Source organism: Pseudoalteromonas sp. SMS1, from assembly GCF_021530565.1.
Lineage (GTDB): Bacteria > Pseudomonadota > Gammaproteobacteria > Enterobacterales > Alteromonadaceae > Pseudoalteromonas.
This window is the reverse complement of the sequence record NZ_JAKGBI010000009.1, coordinates 148,971-167,922: the sequence shown is the minus strand read 5'-3', so window position 1 is coordinate 167,922 and position 18,952 is coordinate 148,971. Positions and strand designations below refer to the sequence as shown.

The window sequence follows — 18,952 nt, the reverse complement described above, 5'->3', positions numbered from 1 at the left end:
CAGTTTGTTTAGCGCAATTTGCCTTCAGTGTTTTTACAATTAAAGTACGAGAAAGAGGCAAATAGCGAAAAGCTTTTACATGAGGGACGTAAATGTAAAAATTCCCGCTATAAGGGCTTTTCTTTTGGTCCCAAAACCATTAGCCTTAGGGCCACTAAAAGTAAAAATTACGAATTTGAATGGAGTAGTATTATGGCGGAGCAACAAGTGCAGCCTTTACACAACGAAAAGCATGCCAACATAAAAGTTAAAAATGGCATCAATGTTGAATTTTTGAAATCACAGCACCTTATCCCTGTTGTTGCTCATGAGTTTGCTCGCGTAGCAACTGAGTTTCCAATGGCGTTTGTTAAAAACACGGAAAGTGGCCAATTCCAAGCTGTTGCTTTATTTGGTTTAGAGCCAGGCGAAAACTTATATGTTAAAGATGGCAAGTGGCAAGCAGGTTTCGCACCGCTTGCGGCAGCGCGCTATCCTTTTGGTTTGGTTAAACACCCTGAAGAAGACCAGTTTGGTATCGTTATTGACGAAGCAAGTCCACTTGTAAGCGAAGAAGAAGGTAATGCTCTGTTTGCAGATGGCAAAGAAACTGATTATCTTCAAGCGCGAAAAGAAGCGCTAGTGAACTATGTTGAGTTTGCTCGTGTGACAGAAGTTTTCACTAAGTACTTAGCTGACAAAGAGCTGCTTGTACAACAGACGCTAACTGTAGACATCGCGGGTGAGAAAAAAGACATCAACGGCATTTACCTAGTAGATGAGCGTAAGCTAAACGAACTTAGCGACGAAGAGTACCTTGAACTGCGTAAACGTGGTTATCTAGCTCCTATTTTTGCGTTTTTAACTTCTACGCACCAAGTAGCGCGCCTAGCTCGTCTTAAAGCGTCTCTACAAGAAGCTTAATTATAAAGTGTCCAACACCTGGACACAGTAAAAAACGCTTGCCTTGCAAGCGTTTTTTTATGCCCATCATATCACTTCACTGGTTTGACAGTTTTCGTCCTGACATTCCGCACGCTTTACATTTTTGTCACGTTTTACCGCAAAAGTTTGCTTAACCTTCGCTTTACACGCAAGGTGTAGCCATTGGCAACTTCTATGTAGGACAATAATGAATAAGAAATCTCTAGTGGGACTGATATTGGCAATGGCCTCAGCCAGTGTTGTAGCTAAACAAGCAGCGCAGCCAATTGCCATTGCAATCCATGGCGGTGCGGGGACGATTGAAAAAAGCCGTTTTACACCAGAAAAAGAACAGGCATATCGTGCCAAGCTCAAAGAGGCTGTTGAGGCAGGTTATAAGGTACTAGAAAGTGGCGGTGATAGCCTTGATGCCGTAACAACAGCGATCAACATTCTAGAAGACTCTCCGTTTTTTAATGCTGGAAAAGGGGCGGTTTATACCTATGAAGCAAACCATGAGCTTGATGCGTCGATAATGGATGGTCGAAATCGACAAGCAGGCGCGGTCGCAGGTGTTAGGCACATTAAAAACCCCATTAACCTTGCGCGGGAAGTTATGGACAATTCTGTACATGTGATGCTCAGTGGACAAGGTGCAGAGGAATTCGCTAAAAAACAGGGCGTCGAGTTGGTTGAGTCTGATTACTTTAACACCCCTGATAGATATAAATCACTATTGCGTGCCAAAGAAAAGCTAAAACAAAAAGAAAGTGGCACAAAAGATTATCAAGCGGCGCATCAGTCATTGCCACTTGAGTTTAAAGTGGGCACTGTCGGTGCGGTAGCGGTGGATAAAAACGGGAACCTTGCTGCGGGGACATCGACTGGCGGTATGACTGCCAAGCGTTTCGGGCGCGTAGGCGACTCACCAATCATAGGCGCAGGTACGTTTGCCGATAACCAATCATGCGCGGTGTCAGCGACGGGGCACGGTGAATATTTTATCCGTTATAACGTGGCTGCGGATATTTGTGCACGTGTTGAATATCAAAACAAGTCCATTGAGCAAGCCGGTAAAGAAGTGATCTTTGGACCTATGTACGAATCTGGTGGAACTGGTGGCGTTATTATTGTCGATTCCGATGGCAACATTAGTATGCCATTTAATACCAAGGGAATGTATCGAGCGAGCAAGTCGAGCATAGCCCCAACATTTGTCGGTATTTTCAAGTAAAAATAAACGCTTATTGATTCTTGGGCAAATTTATCAACGCCAGCTACTATTATAAATGTAGCTGGCGTTTTATTTGGGGGAATAAATAATGCAATCAGTTAAAGTAGCAGACTATTTAAATCATAGACCGGTCACTTTTAATGCGAGTATGCGCATTGAAATGGCAGTAGAGAAATTATTACAAAGCGGTCAGTCTGGAGGGCCTGTACTGGATGATAACCACAAAGTGATAGGGTTTTTATCTGAGCAAGACTGTATAAAAAAAATGTTAGAAGCAACCTATCAAAACGAATCTCATAGTATCGTGTCTGATGTTATGAATAAAAATCCGGTATGTGTTCAACCTGAAGACAGCATACTGCAAATTGCTGATCGAATGTCTAACGACAAACCTAAACTTTATCCTGTATGTGGTGAAGACGGTAGGCTAATCGGGGTGATTACTCGTGCCCATGTTTTACTCGCTTTTGACAAACATTTACATGACACCTACGAATCTGGGAACAGATTTGTTTAAAAGTTTGTTTTTACTTGGGTAGAAGCGCGAGGTTTTGGTAGACTACGCGGCGATTTTGGAATTTTCAAGGTGTCGTGTAGTGGACTTAAAGTCGTTATATTCAGATATTCCTTTTTGCTTAAAGAAGGATCAGTTTTTATTTAAGAAACGTCTTCAAGGTGTGAAAAAGATCACTGATGAGAAAAAACAGCAAAAAGTTGTTGCTCAGATCAGTGAGTCCATTGCGCGTAGCCAGCAATTGAAAACTCAAAGGCAAGAAGGCTTGCCACCAGTCTCTTATCCAGAATCTTTGCCCGTTAGCCAAAAGAAAGAAGACATCAAAGCGGCAATTGCAAATAATCAGGTTGTCATCGTGGCCGGTGAAACTGGCTCGGGTAAAACCACTCAGCTGCCAAAAATTTGTTTGGAGCTTGGTCGCGGTATAGATGGGTATATTGGCCATACTCAACCTAGGCGACTTGCAGCACGCAGTGTGGCTAATCGTATTGCTGAAGAGGTTGGGTGTGAGCTTGGTGAGGAAGTTGGTTTCAAGATCCGCTTTAGTGATCAAGTCTCTGATAAAAGTTACATCAAATTGATGACGGACGGCATCTTACTTGCTGAAATACAACAAGATAGATTTCTAAATCAATACGATACCATCATTATTGATGAGGCTCACGAACGAAGCCTTAATATCGACTTTATTCTTGGGTACTTAAAAAATCTTCTGCCAAAAAGGCCTGACCTCAAAGTCATTATTACCTCTGCAACGATTGACCCTGAGCGATTTTCAGAGCATTTCAATGATGCTCCTATTATCGAGGTGTCTGGTCGTACATACCCTGTTGAGGTGCGTTACAGACCTGTACTTGACGTGTCAGGCGAACAAAGCGAAGCTGAAAACGATCAACTGCAAGGTATCTTTGATGCCGTGGATGAACTGTGTGATGCAGGACCCGGTGACATTCTAATATTTATGAATGGTGAACGAGAAATCAGAGATACTGCAGATGCGCTTAGCAAACGAAATTTGAAAGGAGTGGAAATTCTCCCTTTGTTTGCGCGGTTATCTAATGCAGAACAAAACCGCATTTTCGCGCCGCATAGCCATCGCAGAATTGTACTGTCCACCAATGTGGCAGAGACCTCGTTGACGGTCCCAGGGATCCGTTATGTCATTGACCCTGGTACCGCACGTATCAGCCGTTATAGCTACCGTACTAAGGTTCAGCGGCTGCCCATTGAAGCGGTTTCTCAAGCGAGCGCAAATCAAAGAACAGGCCGCTGTGGACGTGTGGCTGCGGGTATTTGTATTCGATTGTACTCTGAAGAGGACTTTCTATCTCGTCCTGAGTTTACCGATCCAGAAATTTTACGGACTAACCTTGCATCTGTTATTTTACAAATGTTGGCATTAGGACTGGGCGATATTGCTAAGTTTCCATTTGTTCAAGCTCCTGACAATAGAAACATCAAAGATGGTATGTCGTTGCTGGAAGAGCTCGGTGCAGTCCAAGCTGCAAGCAGACGTGAGAATGCGAAACTGACCCATGCAGGGCGAAAGCTCAGCCGCTTACCGATAGATCCTCGTTTGGCAAAGATGGTACTGTCTTCGGTAGAACAGGGAGCATTAAAAGAAGTTACTATCATTGCTGCGGCGCTTTCTATCCAAGATCCAAGGGAAAGGCCACAAGAGAAACGAGGTGCTGCGGATGAAAAGCATGGTCGTTTTGAAGACCCGAATTCTGATTTTATGGCATTTCTCAATCTCTGGCAGTACTTAGAAGAGCAACAAAAGGCGCTCTCAAGAAGTCAGTTCAGAAAGTTGTGTCAAAAGGACTTTTTGGCATATATGCGGATTCGTGAATGGCAAGATATTGTTTATCAATTGACGACAGTGAGTGATGAAATGGAGCTGAAAGGGTCTGGCAATGAAGCGAGCTACGACGCCATTCACCAATCGCTGTTAAGTGGTATGTTAAGCCATATTGGCGTCAAAGATGAAAAGCAACACTATAAAGGGGCAAGAAACAGTATTTTTCATGTTTTTCCCGGATCTAGCTTATTTAAAAAGAGTCCAAAATGGTTAATGTCAGCTGAGCTCGTTGAGACTAGCAAGCTGTATGCACGCATCAATGCGAAGATCGATCTTGCATGGGTGCCCCCACTGGCTCAACACTTAGTTAAGCGTAGCTACAGCGAACCGCATTGGGAGAAAAAGCAAGGCGCTGTTATCGCCTTCGAACAGCAAACGCTGTATGGGCTTACGGTTGTCTCAAGAAAACGCACGGTGTACAGCCAAATTGACCCAATAATAAGCCGTGAGTTGTTTATAAAAGAGGCATTAATTGGCCAACAACTCGGTCAAAAGGCGCCATTTTTAGCATACAACTTAGCGCTCATCGAAGAGATCCAATCACTCGAAAACAAAGCTAGACGTCGAGACATTTTAGTAGATGAGCAGCACATGTTTGAATTCTACGACGAGCGAATCCCTGCAGACGTAAATAACCGTGCGTCGTTTAATCATTGGTTCAAACAACAAAATGACAAGCGTGTTTTGCATATGGACCGTGATACTCTAATGCGCCATGGCGCTGATAAAGTTACTGCTTTTGATTATCCCGATACATGGCAGCAAGGCAACTTAACGCTTGCGTTAAATTATCACTTTGAACCGGGTAAAGCGGTCGATGGTGTTACGGTGGTTGTGCCATTAGCGCTATTGAATCAGGTACAAACTGAGGGCTTTGATTGGCATATTCCAGCGCTGCGACATGAGCTTATTTGTGCAATGATTAAAAGCTTGCCGAAAAATCTAAGACGTAATTTTGTACCTGCTCCTAACTATGCCGATGCTGTGCTCGCATCGATAGAACCCCTTCAAGGCACTTTATTAGAAGCCCTCGCGACAAGATTGTTACGTATGACTGGCATTAAAGTGCATGAAGACGATTGGGATTTAAGCGCGTTAGAGAATCACCTTAAAATGCAGTTTGAGGTTGTTGACGATAGCGGCAAGGTATTGGCCCATGATTTTGATCTAAATGCATTAAAAGAAAAGCTTCAGGGTAAAGTTTCTCAAACATTGTCGAAAGTTGCTGAAAAAGGGATTGAACAAGATGACATAACAGAATGGACATTTGGAGCACTGCCAAATGAGTATACGAAAAAACAGGGGGGTTATGAAATTAAAGCATTCCCTGCGCTGGTAGACAAAAAAGGCAGTGCAGCGATTACGTTGTTTGATCACCCTGAAAAAGCCAAACAAGCCCATCAACTTGGTTTGAGGCGTTTGATCTTGTTGAATATTCCTTCTCCAGTGAAATATTTGCAACAGCATCTGCCCAATAAGGCCAAGCTGGGACTGTATTTCAATCCATTCGGTAAAATTCATGACTTAATTTCAGATTGTACTGCTGCGGGTGTCGATAGCTTACTTGCACAGTTTGAGGCGGTGAGAGACGAATCAGAATTTGAGCGAGCAAAAGAGTTTATTCGAGGTGAATTAGGCGATAAGGTTGTCGAAATTGCGTCTCAAGTAGAGCAAGTTCTGAGTGTTGCTCATGCAGTTAACAAACGCATGAAGGGGCGCGTTGATCTGACCATGATTACGGCGCACGGAGACATTAAATCACAGTTAGAATCGCTTATTTTTAAAGGGTTTGTCAGTGGGCATGGGGCAGACAAAATGCCAGACTTACTGCGCTATTTAAAAGCAATAGAAAAGCGACTAGAGAAATTACCTGTTGACCCAAATAGAGATCGTTTGTGTGTATTGGAAATTGAAAAAGTAACTGAACTGTACACGCAAAAGTACAATAAAGTGCCAAAAGGAATGCCTGTCCCTGCGGAGCTGTTACATATTTTTTGGATGTTACAGGAACTAAGAGTGTCTTTATTCGCTCAAACATTAGGTACACCTTACCCAATTTCGGCTAAGCGTGTTAGTAATGCGTTAAATGAAGTGGATTTATAGGAATTGACTTGCATTTTGCCTTGAGACAATTACCTTAATAAGAGGATATGATTTTTTGGATTGTGAGAAGGAAGCGGCATTGACTATGTCCACGCAGCAAAGACGGAGTAAAACACCGCACGTTTTGGTCGTCGACGATGAGTATTTTAATTACGAAATGTTATCGATGGCCTTGTCGGACGCGTTTAAATTCAGTTATGCGGAATCAGGGTTAAGTTGTCTGTCTAATGCAATAGCAGATCCGCCGGATGTCATATTGCTCGATGTTTGTATGCCGGGCCTTGATGGTTACGACACGTGTCGTATGCTGAAAAATACACCTGAAACCAAAGACATTCCAGTCATGATGGTGTCGGGGTTAGAATCTGAACAGGAAAAGCAAGCAGGGTATGAAGCAGGTTGCGATGAATATGTTGTAAAGCCATTTGCCATGCAATCTCTTTTGGAAAAAATAAAAAATATGGTCTAGGAGTTCAACTATGATCCATGAAGATAAACGTCGGTTTATGCGTATGATGGTCAATGCGCAAGCAGAGTTAACAGTTAGCCAAACTGGGGAAAAAATAGTCGGTGTATGCCAAGATTTGAGCGCAACGGGACTGTCGGTTGAAATTGATAGCCCACTTGAAGTTGGAGAACTGGCGACCGTTTTTATCAATAGCAAGAGTGCGACAATTCCCCCATTTAATGCCAATGCTAAAGTTGTACGATGTAGTAGTACGGAGACTGCGCCAGATTCTTACGTAATAGGCCTTGAAATCGTCCAAATTAATTAACACGCTATCAAATATATGGAGAGGCTGCTTGCCTCTTCATATTCACAACTTCCACGGTTTTTACACATTTATAGTAAATAATGTGTTCAGCTTATCAGACATTGATATCCAAGCTGCCACTCTCTATGGATAGAACCGTTACTTAACCCAATAGAAAAGGCTATGGAACAACAACTTGAGACGAAAAAGGTAGTCATTGGACGCAAAGCTAACTGGTTTGACAACGACGGAGCTGCCATGAAACTTACCTTGAGACGAAAGTTGCTTGCCATTTTGTTATTGGTAAACGCAGTCTTAATCTCTGCGGTCTATTACGCCAATCAACTCGCATTTGAAAAAAGCTTCAGAGAGTACTTACAAAATAGCAGTCGCGCTAAACTGACAGCCTTAATGCCTACTATCCGAGAAAATTTTTCGCTATATGGACAAAGCTGGGTGGCGAAACACCATCCGCAATGGCCAAGGCTGGTAGGAAAATTTGAAGGACGCTCTGATACAGAGATTGAACAAATGATGAAGCGACCAAGAAAAAGGCCACCCAAACATCACCGACAGGATGGAAGAGGTGAGGGGAAACCTCAAAGAGAACCTAATGGGCGTGAAGGGCGTCCACCTAGACCAAAGCATAAATCACCCGCACGCCTTGTATTTAAGTCAGCTGAAGACGAACTGCTCATTGGTAGGCCAAAGTCCAAGCATACGGCATTGTGGCAGCCTATCTATCAAAATGCAGATAACACGGGGCGGCTACTAGGGCACATAGGTATTGCCAATGGTATGGAGATAAGTAATTCATTAGATGCGCTATTCGCCAGCCGTCAAAAGCATTGGTTTTTAGGTATTGCTATTGTCGCGATGATAGTGAGCAGCTTATTGGCTATTCCATTTAGCCGCTTTTTGGTGGCGCCAGTTTTGTCTTTAAGGGAAGCTGCCAAAAAAATAGCATCGGGAGATTACAAGCCACCTTTCAAGTCGTACAGCAAAGATGAATTGGGGCAACTTGCACAAGATTTAAATACGTTGGCTGCAACATTGGCAGAAAACCAGCGTTCTCGGCAACAGTGGATAGCTGACATTTCTCATGAACTGCGTACACCCATCGCTGTCTTTAAAGCCGAACTAGAAGGTATGATCGATGGCGTAATTGAAAGCGATGAGGAGCAACTAAACTCATTATATGAAGAAATAAACAGGCTCACAAAGCTCGTTGATGACTTACATCAGCTATCTATGTCCGATAGGGGCTCGCTCAGTTATAAAATGGCGATGTGCACACTGAATGATGTCATCAGTCACACTTTTGATTCGCATGCTGCGACACTTAAAACACAGCATTTTGTATGGTCAATTTCTGGTAGTAAGGAGGTTGTTTTGAGTTGTGATGAATCAAGGCTTGCTCAACTATTTTATAACTTAATGCAAAATACATTACGCTATACTGACGCATCAAAAGAGGTGCCTGGGCGTATTAATGTGCACGTCGAAAAAAGCAATGAACACGTTTGTATTCAATGGCAAGACAGTAGCCCAGGGGTTGCGCCAGAGCTGTTACCAAAATTATTTGATAGGCTCTACCGTGTTGATCAGGCAAGGGATAGGGCATCAGGTGGTTCTGGTTTAGGCCTTGCTATTTGTGCCAGTATTGCTCAAGCGCATAACGGTAAAATAACTGCGAAAAGGAGTGAGTTGGGCGGGGTTAATTTTGAAATTGTATTGCCGATCAAACATTAGAATACGGATAAGGGATTACAGTGAGTATTACCTCAAAATTGACTCGCGTTGTGTCGTAATTTGTGAATAATGGAATTGTGATTTTGAAGATTAAGGTACTGATATGAATAAGCAAAAAGTGTTGATTGTCGAAGACGAAGAAAAGCTCGCAAATATCTTAGGCAAGTACCTTGAGCAAGCCGGCTATGACTACGATATTGTCATGGATGGTGCGGATGCACTGAAGCGTATCCGAACATTTGTTCCAGATATCATTTTACTAGATTTGATGCTGCCGTCGGTGGATGGTATTCAAATTTGCAATGAGGTACGTAAAGACTCTGCGGTGCCAATTGTAATGACTACCGCGAAAGTTGAAGAAATAGATCGCCTTCTGGGATTGGAAGTTGGAGCAGATGACTATGTTTGTAAGCCATATAGTCCGAAAGAGGTCGTGGCACGCGTTAAAGCGATCCTCAGACGAACAAATAGTCCTGCGCCTATTCAAACAGGCCTGCATTTAGACGAAGAAACTTTATTCGTTAACTATGCGGGTAAGCGTACGGATTTAACGCATGTTGAGTTTATGCTGCTGCAAACGATGTTTAAACACCCCGGTCGGGTATACAATCGCGCGCGTCTGATGGAGTCAATCTATGACGATGATAGAGTCGTTAGCGATAGAACCATCGATAGCCATATTAAAAAAATTCGTAAAAAGTTGAGTGATATTGCGCCTGACTGTGAGTTTATCCACTCCATTTATGGGGTAGGGTATAAGTTCGAAGCATAGATAAATGCAGCTTCTTACTAACTGGCAAACTCAATTTTGCAATAAATGGCAACTACCACACGATTATATCGAGGGAGTAAACCCTGCGCTCGATTGGTTCAAATCTACAATAAGTGAAGTGCCATTTCCTTTGTCTATTGCCATATCGGGTTGCCAAGGGAGCGGGAAGTCTACGTTGTCGGCTTACTTTGTCGAGTACTTAAAGTCACAAGGGGTGTCTGCTGAAGCTGTGTCACTTGATGATTTCTATTTAAGTAAACACTCAAGACAGGCATTAGCGCGCCGTCTGCACCCTGAATTTGAAACTCGAGGCGCACCGGGTACTCATAATATTAAAGCTGCGTGTTCTGTTGTAGAGCGGTTCAAGCGCAAGCAAGCATTTGTCCTTCCGAGGTTTGATAAATCGACGGATGATCCCTTCAGTGAAGATAAGTGGACAGAAGTTAAAAAGCCAATTGATGTACTGATATTTGAAGGTTGGTGTCTTGGCTTACCAGCGCAACCTGAGACTTTATTGACCTCGACATGCAATCAATTTGAGCTGTTGCATGACCAAGATGGATCGTATAGAAAAGCCGTGAATGAGTTTTTGGCTGGCGATTATCAAAGCTTATTTTGTCAATTTGATAAACTCCTATTTTTAAATGGACAAAGCTTTGAACATGTATTTAATTGGCGGCTAGAACAGGAAAATAAGCTGATCACTAAAACTGGTAGGGGAATGAGTGCGCAGCAAGTCAGCAAATTTATACAGTCATATCAGCGATTGACAGAATGGGGTATCAATCAGCTTCCAAATTTGTGCGACTTTGAGGTTACACTTGATTCTCATCGAAAGACTGCGATTAGATGAAACGAAAAAAAGCGCTTGTGAGCGCCTTTTTAAGTCATAATAAAGCCACGCTAGCTTAGTTAGCTATCGATTAAATCTTCAACACCAACGATTAACCAAGGCGCATCGCCATGAGTTTTGCGCTCAAGGTGCCATACTTCATGAATAGGCTCTTCTTGCATGTCACCTAAATCACGGTATTTACCTCTGAACATTACGCTGATTTCCCATTTGTCAGCACTCACGTCTGCACGTGCGAGTTCTGCATCTACAAACATAACTTCAGTAGCCACATCACCTTGTTGCTCGCGTTCTTGACGGAACTCCTCAACAAGCTCTGGGCTCAAATACTCAGCCATTGTCGCGTAGTCTTTTTTGTTCCACGCAGCCTGAATCGTTTGATAATGAGCGCGAGCACCTTGTAAAAACCCGCTGACATCAAAATCTCTTGGAAGGTTGAATGGCACTTCTTGTCCCGCACCAAAACCGCCAGCAGTTTGATTTGCTTGGAACTGCTGTGGTTGCTGAGAGAAAGGCTGGCTTGGTTGTTGCTGGCCAAAATTAGGGGCACCTGCCATTTGTGGCTGTTGCTTTTTGCTCATAAAGCTCTTAATCACTTTAAACAGCACAAAAGCAGCAACTGCGAGCAAAATCATTTCAAGGAATTGGAAGCCTTCAAAATCATCGCCAAGCATCGCTGCGATTAGGCCACCAGCGAGTAGGCCGCCTAATACACCAGCCATAATGCCTTTTTTACTCGATTTTTTCTTTGCACCTTGCTGCGCTGCAAGAGACTTTGTGTCTACTTGCTTTTTCTGTTGAACAGTAGATGTTTGATGTGTCTTACCTTTCTTTTTGCCGCCAAACTTTTTACGAGCTTCAGCATCAAAAGCGGTTGCAAACAACATCGAAACGATAGTCAATAAAACAAAAAATTGTTTCATGGTTTTCCTCTAAGTTTAAATACTGTCTGTCATTTTAAATAAAATAACGGATGAAATGAACTAAAATAGGTTGGTTTTAGGAACAAATGAGGCGCTTAGTGCGCCCCATTTTTATAGCCAGCGTAAGGAGTTGTTGACTTCACCTTGATATTTATCAATCGGACTACCAACTTTTGCGACTAATATGGTATCTGCATACTTACCTTTTTTAATTGAACCTGCAAATCTTTCATCATTAAAATTTGCTTTGCCATCTCGGTAATCGTTGCTGTCGCTAGGCACAATAAAAACGGTCATTGGTCCGTGATCAGATTGGAATATAAGGTGTAAGCTTCTTTGGCCTTTGAAGTTGCAAAAAGTCGCGTACGTTACTTTTCCGGGCATAGATTCTAATTTGCCCCCTAACATCGCCAGCTTTTCGTTGACAACCTGTAACGTCACTTCTTTATCAAGTCTCAGTGCGCTCTCTTCATAATAGACATGTTCAAGTGCATGTTCTCCAGCATGGAGCGGCGCATGCACTGCAGAGCTGAAATACACCAGTACTGCCAACATCACTGACGCTGCTGACGCCATAGGAACAGAGACACGTCTGTACCATGCGATATTGACCACATTAGCGGCGCTTTTCGCTTCGGGCTCCTCTTTAACTTGGGCAATCAGTTTTGCTTGCAAATCACCTGGAACGGGGACACTGAAAGCGTCACCTAACATCGCGTCAAAGTCTTGCGCTTCGTCTACTAAGCGTTGCTTCTCTGGATCATTTTTCGCCTCTAACGCAAGCTTTTCATCATTTGGATCGGCGAATAGGCGACGACGAAATTCTAAATCATCCATCAGTTTGATGCCCCCCTTGCTGATTCATTCACGTTGGTTAATGCCTCTTTTAGCTGATTTCTCGCTCGGTACAATCTAGTCATGACTGTGTTTTTGTTTAACTCCAAAATTTCTGCGATTTCATCACCTGAACAACCCATTACAACTTGAAGTAGTAAGGGTTCTCTATATTCAGGCGCTAACTGGCTTATCTGTCTTTGCACAACTGTTTGTTCCATTTCGTCATCTAATGATGTGCTTTTGGTATCTTCAAGCGTGTCGTGCTCAACATCCGCATAATCAAATTGTTTTCTTTCAAAGCGACGTGCATTTTCACGTCGCAATATAGTTAATAACCAAGATTTGGCTGCTTTTTCATCTTGTAAGGCGTCAAGAGAACGCCATGCACGTAAAAAAGTTTCTTGAACCAAATCTTCTGCAATACTTGGATCTTGGCACAGCCAATAAGCAAAGCGGTAAAGCTCTGTATGGTAGACCTGCACCAACGATTCGTAACGTTTTTGTTTTTGGGTCATGCTAACTAGACCTTGTCTTTAGCAATATTATTTCATTTTTCGCCATATTATTTTAATACAACTTCTCGAGGCGGTTCTGAGTACCTGATTTTTCTCGTTTTTCAGCACTTATTATTTTTTTGTACAGCGAGAGAATATCCACATCAGCTTTGTTCGCACTATAAAGGGATGCTTGCAGTTTTGCAATTTCGTCCCTGATTTCGGTGTTTTGTTCAGCAAGCCATGTTTTCATTGTGCGCTGCTGAGTGGTCTCTATGTATTGTCTTAATGATTTGTAAAATAAGTTGGCATCATCTTGCTTTGCAGCCGCTGCTAAATCGCGTGCTAAAGTATCGAGGTTTGTCTTATTTGATGTTTCATCAGAGACCACACTTGTCGTTTGCTGTTTACGAGATTTTAATCGCCAGACGAATAGTGTGGCTACCCATAGTATGTAGCCTAATGCCGCAATTGCCCAATCAGCCAGTGATTTTTCTGATTCTTTATATACAATTTGTGGCTCAATTGGCGTTTGAGGGTGTACGTCATTGCGTTCAGCCTGAGGGGGGGCTACATGAGTGGGTACTTGAGGTTGATTTGGATCTGCCACTACTTCAATAGTTCGTGCAGGTAAAGTAGCATATTGAACGCGATTAATGACCGTATTGAACCAAGGCAGCTTTATTTCCGGCAATGTGTAAATACCTGGTTTTTGAGGTAGTAATGCGTAGGATGCAACCAACTGAGATATCACACGACCATCTCTTGCCATTTGGTTTCTATCCGTCTCATCAGGGTAAATCCTAAACCCTTCAACACTGGGTACATCAATGTCGGGCATTTGCTCTTTCGTGATCCCCAATGCTGTTAGTGTAAATGTGCGCGTGATAGGAGAGCCGACAACAACTTTGTTCTCGTCGGGTTGCCATTCTTCGGCTAAATTTACTAATTCACTTGGCAGCCAGTCACCGCGATAATCATCAGGGATTGGATTGACTTCCACTGCGAGCGATTCACCGATAGCACTCATGGCCATACGGCGATAACCTTCTCTAACTTGGCCATTAAAGACGGGAGGATCAATCGTGAAGCTGCCACTCTTTTGGGGTTGGACCAGGTAGTTTCTAGTGATAACGCGGTATCTTCGACCGTCGACAATCTCATAGTTTTCTTCTTGTTGACCCATCGCAGTTAATGTTGCGTCTTTCATAACTGGCTCACTGAGTTGGGCTTCTATCAAGTCCTTGCCAATATACAGTTTCATTGTATAGAGTGCCGCCTGTTGGACATAAAGGGCTTGTGGCTCTAGGCTGACTTTGATGAAAATATCTTTTTGTTCACTGGCATCTTGATCTCTGGCAACAACTTTGAGCGCAATCGGCTCGCTTTGTTCACCCGCTACGGAAAATGCAGGGATGGTAAAGTCCCCAGCACGTCTAGACATGACTTGCATTTGCCAAGTTGTGGCACTACTCATGCTGCCGTTGATGATTTGGGTTCTAGAGCTGGTGCTTACTGGGCCAGTCACAAAGCTTTGGGCGAGCGTAGAGGTGTCGGGCATTTGCCCAGAGACTTTTCCGTTTGCTTCAATCGTTAACGTAAAGTATTCGCCCACAAGCACAGGGTTTTTATCAACACTGGCGGTGAGCTTATCGATAGCCCATACAGGTAGCGCGAGCGCAAAAATTAAAAAACAAATAGCATACCGCATTACCATGACTTTTCTGCTCCTACAGGTTGTCTTTGTTGTTGTCTCTGTCTTGATTCCAAAAGCATTTTATTCTTGAGGAGAATGGCTGGATCATCTGGTACCCTGCGTAACAGTTGATCGAGCTGTTGCGCTTTTTCTTTTTCCTCAGGTGTCAGCGCTCTCATTTGAGCTGGAACTGGTTCATTGCCTTGTTGAGCCTCTGCATTTTGTTGCTCCACATTTTGTGGCGCGGCGTGTTCGGGCTGACTCTCCGGTTTTTGTTCTTTATTAGACTCTGAATCGGCCAGCTCAGGCTCATTTTGATTTTCTCTCTCAGCTTGCTCTTTCCCTTCAGCATTTTGAGATTGACTGCTTTGTTGCTGTTCGGATTCATCCCCTTGCGCTTGCTGTTGCGAGTCTTGCTCACCTTGTTGTTGAGACTCAGATTGAGCTTGATCTTCAGATTGCTGTTGTTGATCAGAGGATTGTTGTTGATCAGAGGATTGTTCATCTTGTTGCGATTCTTGCTGGTTTTGCTGCTGCTCTTTCAATTGCTCAACCAATGCTTTGTTTTGTTTAGCTTCCTCAAAGTCTGGGTTCATAGAGAGCGCTTGATCGTATGCATTCACTGCTTCATCCAGTTTGCCCAAATGCGCTAAAGCGTTTCCTAAATTGTATTGACCAACTGACGAGTCGGTATCTTTCAATACTGCTGCAGCCTGCTCATAGTGACCTTGCTTGTATAACGCGGCCCCTTTGAGTGTACTATTCAGCGCAGAACCTGCATTTTCGAAGTCCTGTGCTTGGTAAGCTGAGAGTGCGTTTTGATCTTTATTTTTAAACCAAGACTGCCAATCTGCTGCATAGGTTGGTGAACTTGGGATGAAGGCGATAAAGGTAACGCACAGCGCCATTGCGCCATTCCTAAATGCGATTAAAGTAAATGGCAAAATAATAAACAAAAGATATTTACCTGCATCAATACGCCAAAGCGTCTCATTTGGCTGTTCTGGTTGTTCAATTTCACTGCGTTGTACATCAGCAAATGTTTGAATATCGGCGCCATCAGGCGTATAGCTTGCGTACTTTCCACCCAGTCTTTGAGCCAATGACTTCAGCCTATCCACATAAAGCTTGGGAACGACGATCTGACCGTATCTGTCTTTTAAGAAGCCACCCTCAGGAACACTAATTGGCGCACCTTGAACGGTGCCAACGCCGTAAACGTGAAGCATGTAGCCACTGCCCGAAAGTAACGACTGAATATCACTCACTTCATCTGTTTCCACTTCATCGGTGACTAAAATGATTTCTCCTTGTGCGTAGTTGGCTTGTTCAAGCAGTATTTTAGCTTGGTCTATCCCTGCGAGCACATTGGCACCTTTGCCGGGCATAATATCAGGGCTAATACTCGGTACTAGATTCTCTAAGGTTTTAATGTCGCTGGTTAAAGGAGAGACGATAAATGCATCTTGCGCATAGGCAACTAAGGCTGTCTCGCCCTCTTTAAATAGTTGCAGCATGTCAAGTGTTTTAAACCGTGCTTGGGTAAGGCGGTTTGGTGCGATGTCGGTCGAGTACATGGAGTAGGACATGTCCATAACAATCACACGGGCTTGTTTCGCAGAATATACAGGCACGCTTTGCTTTTCAATACTAGGGCCTGCAACAGCAAAAATACTGAGTAACAAAATGATGCTAGTAAGCCACGAACTGCGATTGCTCTGCTGCTGCTCACTATTGGCCATGACTACACCCGCCAAATGGGGGGCGATAATTTTAGCCTCTGGCGTTGTCGTTCGTTTATACCACTGGATTAAGCTGATAATAACCCAAGGGATGAGTAGCCATAGTAGTTCTGGACGGATGAATTGGAATTCGGTCATATTAATTCTCTCGCCTCCATTGTCTTGCCGCACGAATGATGAGTGCTAGCCCCCAAAATACAAGCGCTGCAAGCAAAGGCAGGTAGAACAGAGCCTGTTTGGGTCGAAACGTTTCGTCTTCATCAGAGATTGGCTCAAGTTTGTCTAACTCTGCGTATATTTGTTGTAATCCCTGAACGTTTTTGGCGCGAAAGTATTTCCCGCCTGTTTCGTCAGCAATATGGGTTAAAGTTTGTTCATCGATGCTATTTCCTCCCATACTACCCATTGAAAAAAAGCCCATATTTCTGCGACCGTCAGAACCGACTCCAACGGTGTAAACTTTAATGCCTTCTTCTCTGGCCAGGATCAATGCTTCATCGGGTTCTAAATTTCCGGCGGTATTTCGGCCATCTGTGAGTAAGATAAGAATGCGGTTACTTTCTTCTTTTTGGTTAAATCGTTTTACCGCTAAGCCTAGCGCATCGCCAATGGCGGTTGCTCGACCCACAAGCCCTATTTGGGACTCCTGAAGCATTTGGCTAACGGTATTGATATCACGCGTAAGTGGTGTTTGTAAAAAGGCGGTATCGGCGAACAAAATCAGTCCCAATCTATCACCTTGGCGCTCCTCTATGAAGTCGCTGAGCACCGCTTTTACAACGGACAAGCGATCGACATAGCGGCCGTTGTATTCCATGTCTTCTTCTGCCATAGAATGCGATAAATCGACGGCAAGCATAATATCTCGCCCCTCACTTGGCAGTGTGATGGGGTCATCTAACCAGCTTGGGTTGCTCAATGCGGTTACCAACAAACTCCAAATTAGAATTTCTAACCAATTATTTTTTGACTTGACTGATTGGCTGTCAGTGCTGGTACCGCCCAGCGCGGCATAACTGGGCATGCGAATCTTCTGCGGCGACTGCGCGGGCTGAGGCTTTATTTTAGCGATGATCCAAGGCAAGGGGAGTAACAAAAACGCCCAAGGCCACTCAAATTCAAACATCTAGTCGCTCCTTTATTTTATACGTTTTTATGGCCGCGACCAGTTTGGGCTGCAAATCGGCTCGTGGAGTCGGGTGGTATAGCGACACAATATCCGTTTCTTGAAACTTTACCTGTGACAGCCTGTTCAGTGTTTTACACCAGTTTGCAGTCGATTGAGATGTTGCTTGGCTGCCATAATAATGCTTGGTAAGCCGTTTTAGCAGATTGTGTAATTCAAGCGGGTTGTCTTGACATTGCGTGCTTAACTTTAGGGCTTCTCTTTTGGCCGCGCCAAACTGCCAACGACGATATGCAAAAACACTTACCGCAAACAAAGACAGTATTACAGTTAAAATAAGTGCCCACATAGGTAATGAAAGTGGCCACCAGTGAACTTGTTCTGGTGGTAAAACGTCATGTAGGGCATCGAGTGGAGAAGGAGTCATACTTGTTACCTAGAGAGCTGTGTTTCCAGTGGTTGTGCGGCAGAAAAGTTAAGCATCGTCATGCCTGAACGGCCCAAGCGATGTAACCGTGCATTGAATACTTGTTCAGCTCGCTTTGCAAATCTATCTCTAAACTTTTTGTCACTGAGTGGCAGTATCCAAGAAGCTTGTCCACCTTGAATTTCAATTGCGTCGCTGTGTTCGGGCAGGTGATGCTCAAATGGGTCACTGACTTGACAGCCGATGACTTCACAATGACGGCTCAAGCCTTCGAGCAACGAAAAGCTTTCATCATTTAAGTCCGAAAAGTCTGAAATGAGGTAAATCAAACTACCTGGTTTGGCCAGATGTTTGAGACGACGTAAATTGTCATTAAAGCGACTCGGCGCTGGTTGTGCTCGGTTAACTAAACTTGTGCTATGGACGTCACATAATTGGTGGCAAAATGCCAACACGCCTTTGTCGCGGGCGGTGGGTTTCAATTCGTGATGGCTATGCTCAGAAAATACCACGCCACCTAATCTGTCACCTCGTTGCGTGGCTGACCATGCGACTAAAGCGCTGAGGTGCGCAGCTTGAACAGACTTGAGTAGTAGCTGGCTGCCGAATAACATACTATTCGACAGATCGGTAAAGACAAATACTGGACGCTCTTTTTCTTCTTGATAGAGTTTTGTATGGGCTTCACCCGTGCGTGCCGTGACGCGCCAATCAATTGCACGAATGTCATCGCCATACTGGTATTGACGTACTTCAGCAAACTCCATGCCTCGGCCTTTATGCGGCGCAAGGTATTGCCCTGCTTGCGGGCTTCGTATCTGTCCTTTTGGTTTCAAATCGAGCAAACGAGACTTCGCTTTGTAGTAAAGCAGTTCCTTTAAACCCAACTCAAAACCATTGCTATGACTATGTGAAAACCAGTGTGTTATGTCGAAATGTGTTTTCATATAAATGAGCCTG

Annotated in this window: 17 protein-coding genes; 9 read left to right on the top strand and 8 right to left on the bottom strand. The window is 43.7% G+C overall.

What is annotated here, in order from left to right; all coding sequences use genetic code 11:
• The first annotated feature begins 192 nt into the window (after positions 1–192).
• From L1286_RS12325 to L1286_RS12285, 9 genes are all read left to right on the top strand, one after another.
• Positions 193–903: a SapC family protein gene (locus L1286_RS12325; RefSeq protein WP_235407350.1), complete on the top strand. Its 711-nt coding sequence runs from the start codon at positions 193–195 to the stop codon at positions 901–903.
• A 208-nt stretch (positions 904–1,111) separates the two neighbouring features.
• A complete protein-coding gene (locus tag L1286_RS12320) occupies positions 1,112–2,137 on the top strand; it encodes an isoaspartyl peptidase/L-asparaginase family protein (RefSeq protein WP_235407349.1) in 1,026 nt (341 codons plus the stop codon).
• A gap of 88 nt (positions 2,138–2,225) precedes the next feature.
• Positions 2,226–2,654, top strand: coding sequence for a CBS domain-containing protein (locus L1286_RS12315; RefSeq protein ID WP_235407348.1), 429 nt, complete (start codon positions 2,226–2,228; stop codon positions 2,652–2,654).
• Between the two features lie 79 nt (positions 2,655–2,733).
• On the top strand, positions 2,734–6,615 hold the full coding sequence (hrpA, locus tag L1286_RS12310; RefSeq protein WP_235407347.1) for an ATP-dependent RNA helicase HrpA: 3,882 nt from the start codon (positions 2,734–2,736) through the stop codon (positions 6,613–6,615).
• A gap of 85 nt (positions 6,616–6,700) precedes the next feature.
• The gene (locus L1286_RS12305) at positions 6,701–7,084 is read left to right on the top strand and encodes a response regulator (protein ID WP_063357900.1); all 384 of its coding nucleotides are present in this window, start codon (positions 6,701–6,703) and stop codon (positions 7,082–7,084) included.
• Between the two features lie 10 nt (positions 7,085–7,094).
• Positions 7,095–7,391 carry a PilZ domain-containing protein gene (locus L1286_RS12300; protein ID WP_235407346.1) on the top strand — a complete coding sequence of 99 codons (297 nt, stop codon included), beginning with the start codon at positions 7,095–7,097 and terminating at the stop codon, positions 7,389–7,391.
• A 162-nt stretch (positions 7,392–7,553) separates the two neighbouring features.
• Positions 7,554–9,122 (top strand): ATP-binding protein, encoded by a 1,569-nt coding sequence (locus L1286_RS12295; protein ID WP_235407345.1) that lies wholly within the window; start codon positions 7,554–7,556, stop codon positions 9,120–9,122.
• A gap of 103 nt (positions 9,123–9,225) precedes the next feature.
• Positions 9,226–9,894, top strand: a complete 669-nt coding sequence (locus L1286_RS12290) for a response regulator (RefSeq protein ID WP_235407344.1) — start codon at positions 9,226–9,228, stop codon at positions 9,892–9,894.
• Between the two features lie 4 nt (positions 9,895–9,898).
• The gene (locus tag L1286_RS12285; protein WP_235407343.1) at positions 9,899–10,747 is read left to right on the top strand and encodes a kinase; all 849 of its coding nucleotides are present in this window, start codon (positions 9,899–9,901) and stop codon (positions 10,745–10,747) included.
• Between the two features lie 59 nt (positions 10,748–10,806).
• Here the strand turns inward: L1286_RS12285 and L1286_RS12280 are convergent, their stop codons facing one another.
• The 8 genes from L1286_RS12280 to L1286_RS12245 form a co-directional block, all read right to left on the bottom strand.
• Complete coding sequence (locus L1286_RS12280; RefSeq protein ID WP_235407342.1) at positions 10,807–11,670, bottom strand: Tim44 domain-containing protein; 864 nt, start codon at positions 11,668–11,670, stop codon at positions 10,807–10,809.
• Between the two features lie 111 nt (positions 11,671–11,781).
• The gene (locus L1286_RS12275) at positions 11,782–12,507 is read right to left on the bottom strand and encodes a DUF3379 family protein (RefSeq protein WP_235407341.1); all 726 of its coding nucleotides are present in this window, start codon (positions 12,505–12,507) and stop codon (positions 11,782–11,784) included.
• Entirely contained in the window at positions 12,507–13,022 is a 516-nt protein-coding gene (locus tag L1286_RS12270) for a sigma-70 family RNA polymerase sigma factor (RefSeq protein WP_063357905.1), read from the bottom strand. Before L1286_RS12270 ends, L1286_RS12275 begins: the two co-directional genes overlap by 1 nt.
• Positions 13,023–13,074: 52 nt before the next feature.
• On the bottom strand, positions 13,075–14,718 hold the full coding sequence (locus L1286_RS12265) for a BatD family protein (RefSeq protein ID WP_235407340.1): 1,644 nt from the start codon (positions 14,716–14,718) through the stop codon (positions 13,075–13,077).
• Positions 14,712–16,577: a vWA domain-containing protein gene (locus L1286_RS12260; RefSeq protein ID WP_235407339.1), complete on the bottom strand. Its 1,866-nt coding sequence runs from the start codon at positions 16,575–16,577 to the stop codon at positions 14,712–14,714. Before L1286_RS12260 ends, L1286_RS12265 begins: the two co-directional genes overlap by 7 nt.
• Before the next feature lies 1 nt (position 16,578).
• The gene (locus L1286_RS12255) at positions 16,579–17,565 is read right to left on the bottom strand and encodes a vWA domain-containing protein (protein WP_235407338.1); all 987 of its coding nucleotides are present in this window, start codon (positions 17,563–17,565) and stop codon (positions 16,579–16,581) included.
• Entirely contained in the window at positions 17,558–17,992 is a 435-nt protein-coding gene (locus tag L1286_RS12250; protein WP_235407337.1) for a DUF4381 domain-containing protein, read from the bottom strand. The genes L1286_RS12255 and L1286_RS12250 overlap by 8 nt, the downstream gene beginning before the upstream one ends.
• A 5-nt stretch (positions 17,993–17,997) precedes the next feature.
• Positions 17,998–18,939 carry a DUF58 domain-containing protein gene (locus L1286_RS12245; protein WP_235407336.1) on the bottom strand — a complete coding sequence of 314 codons (942 nt, stop codon included), beginning with the start codon at positions 18,937–18,939 and terminating at the stop codon, positions 17,998–18,000.
• Positions 18,940–18,952: the final 13 nt, after the last annotated feature.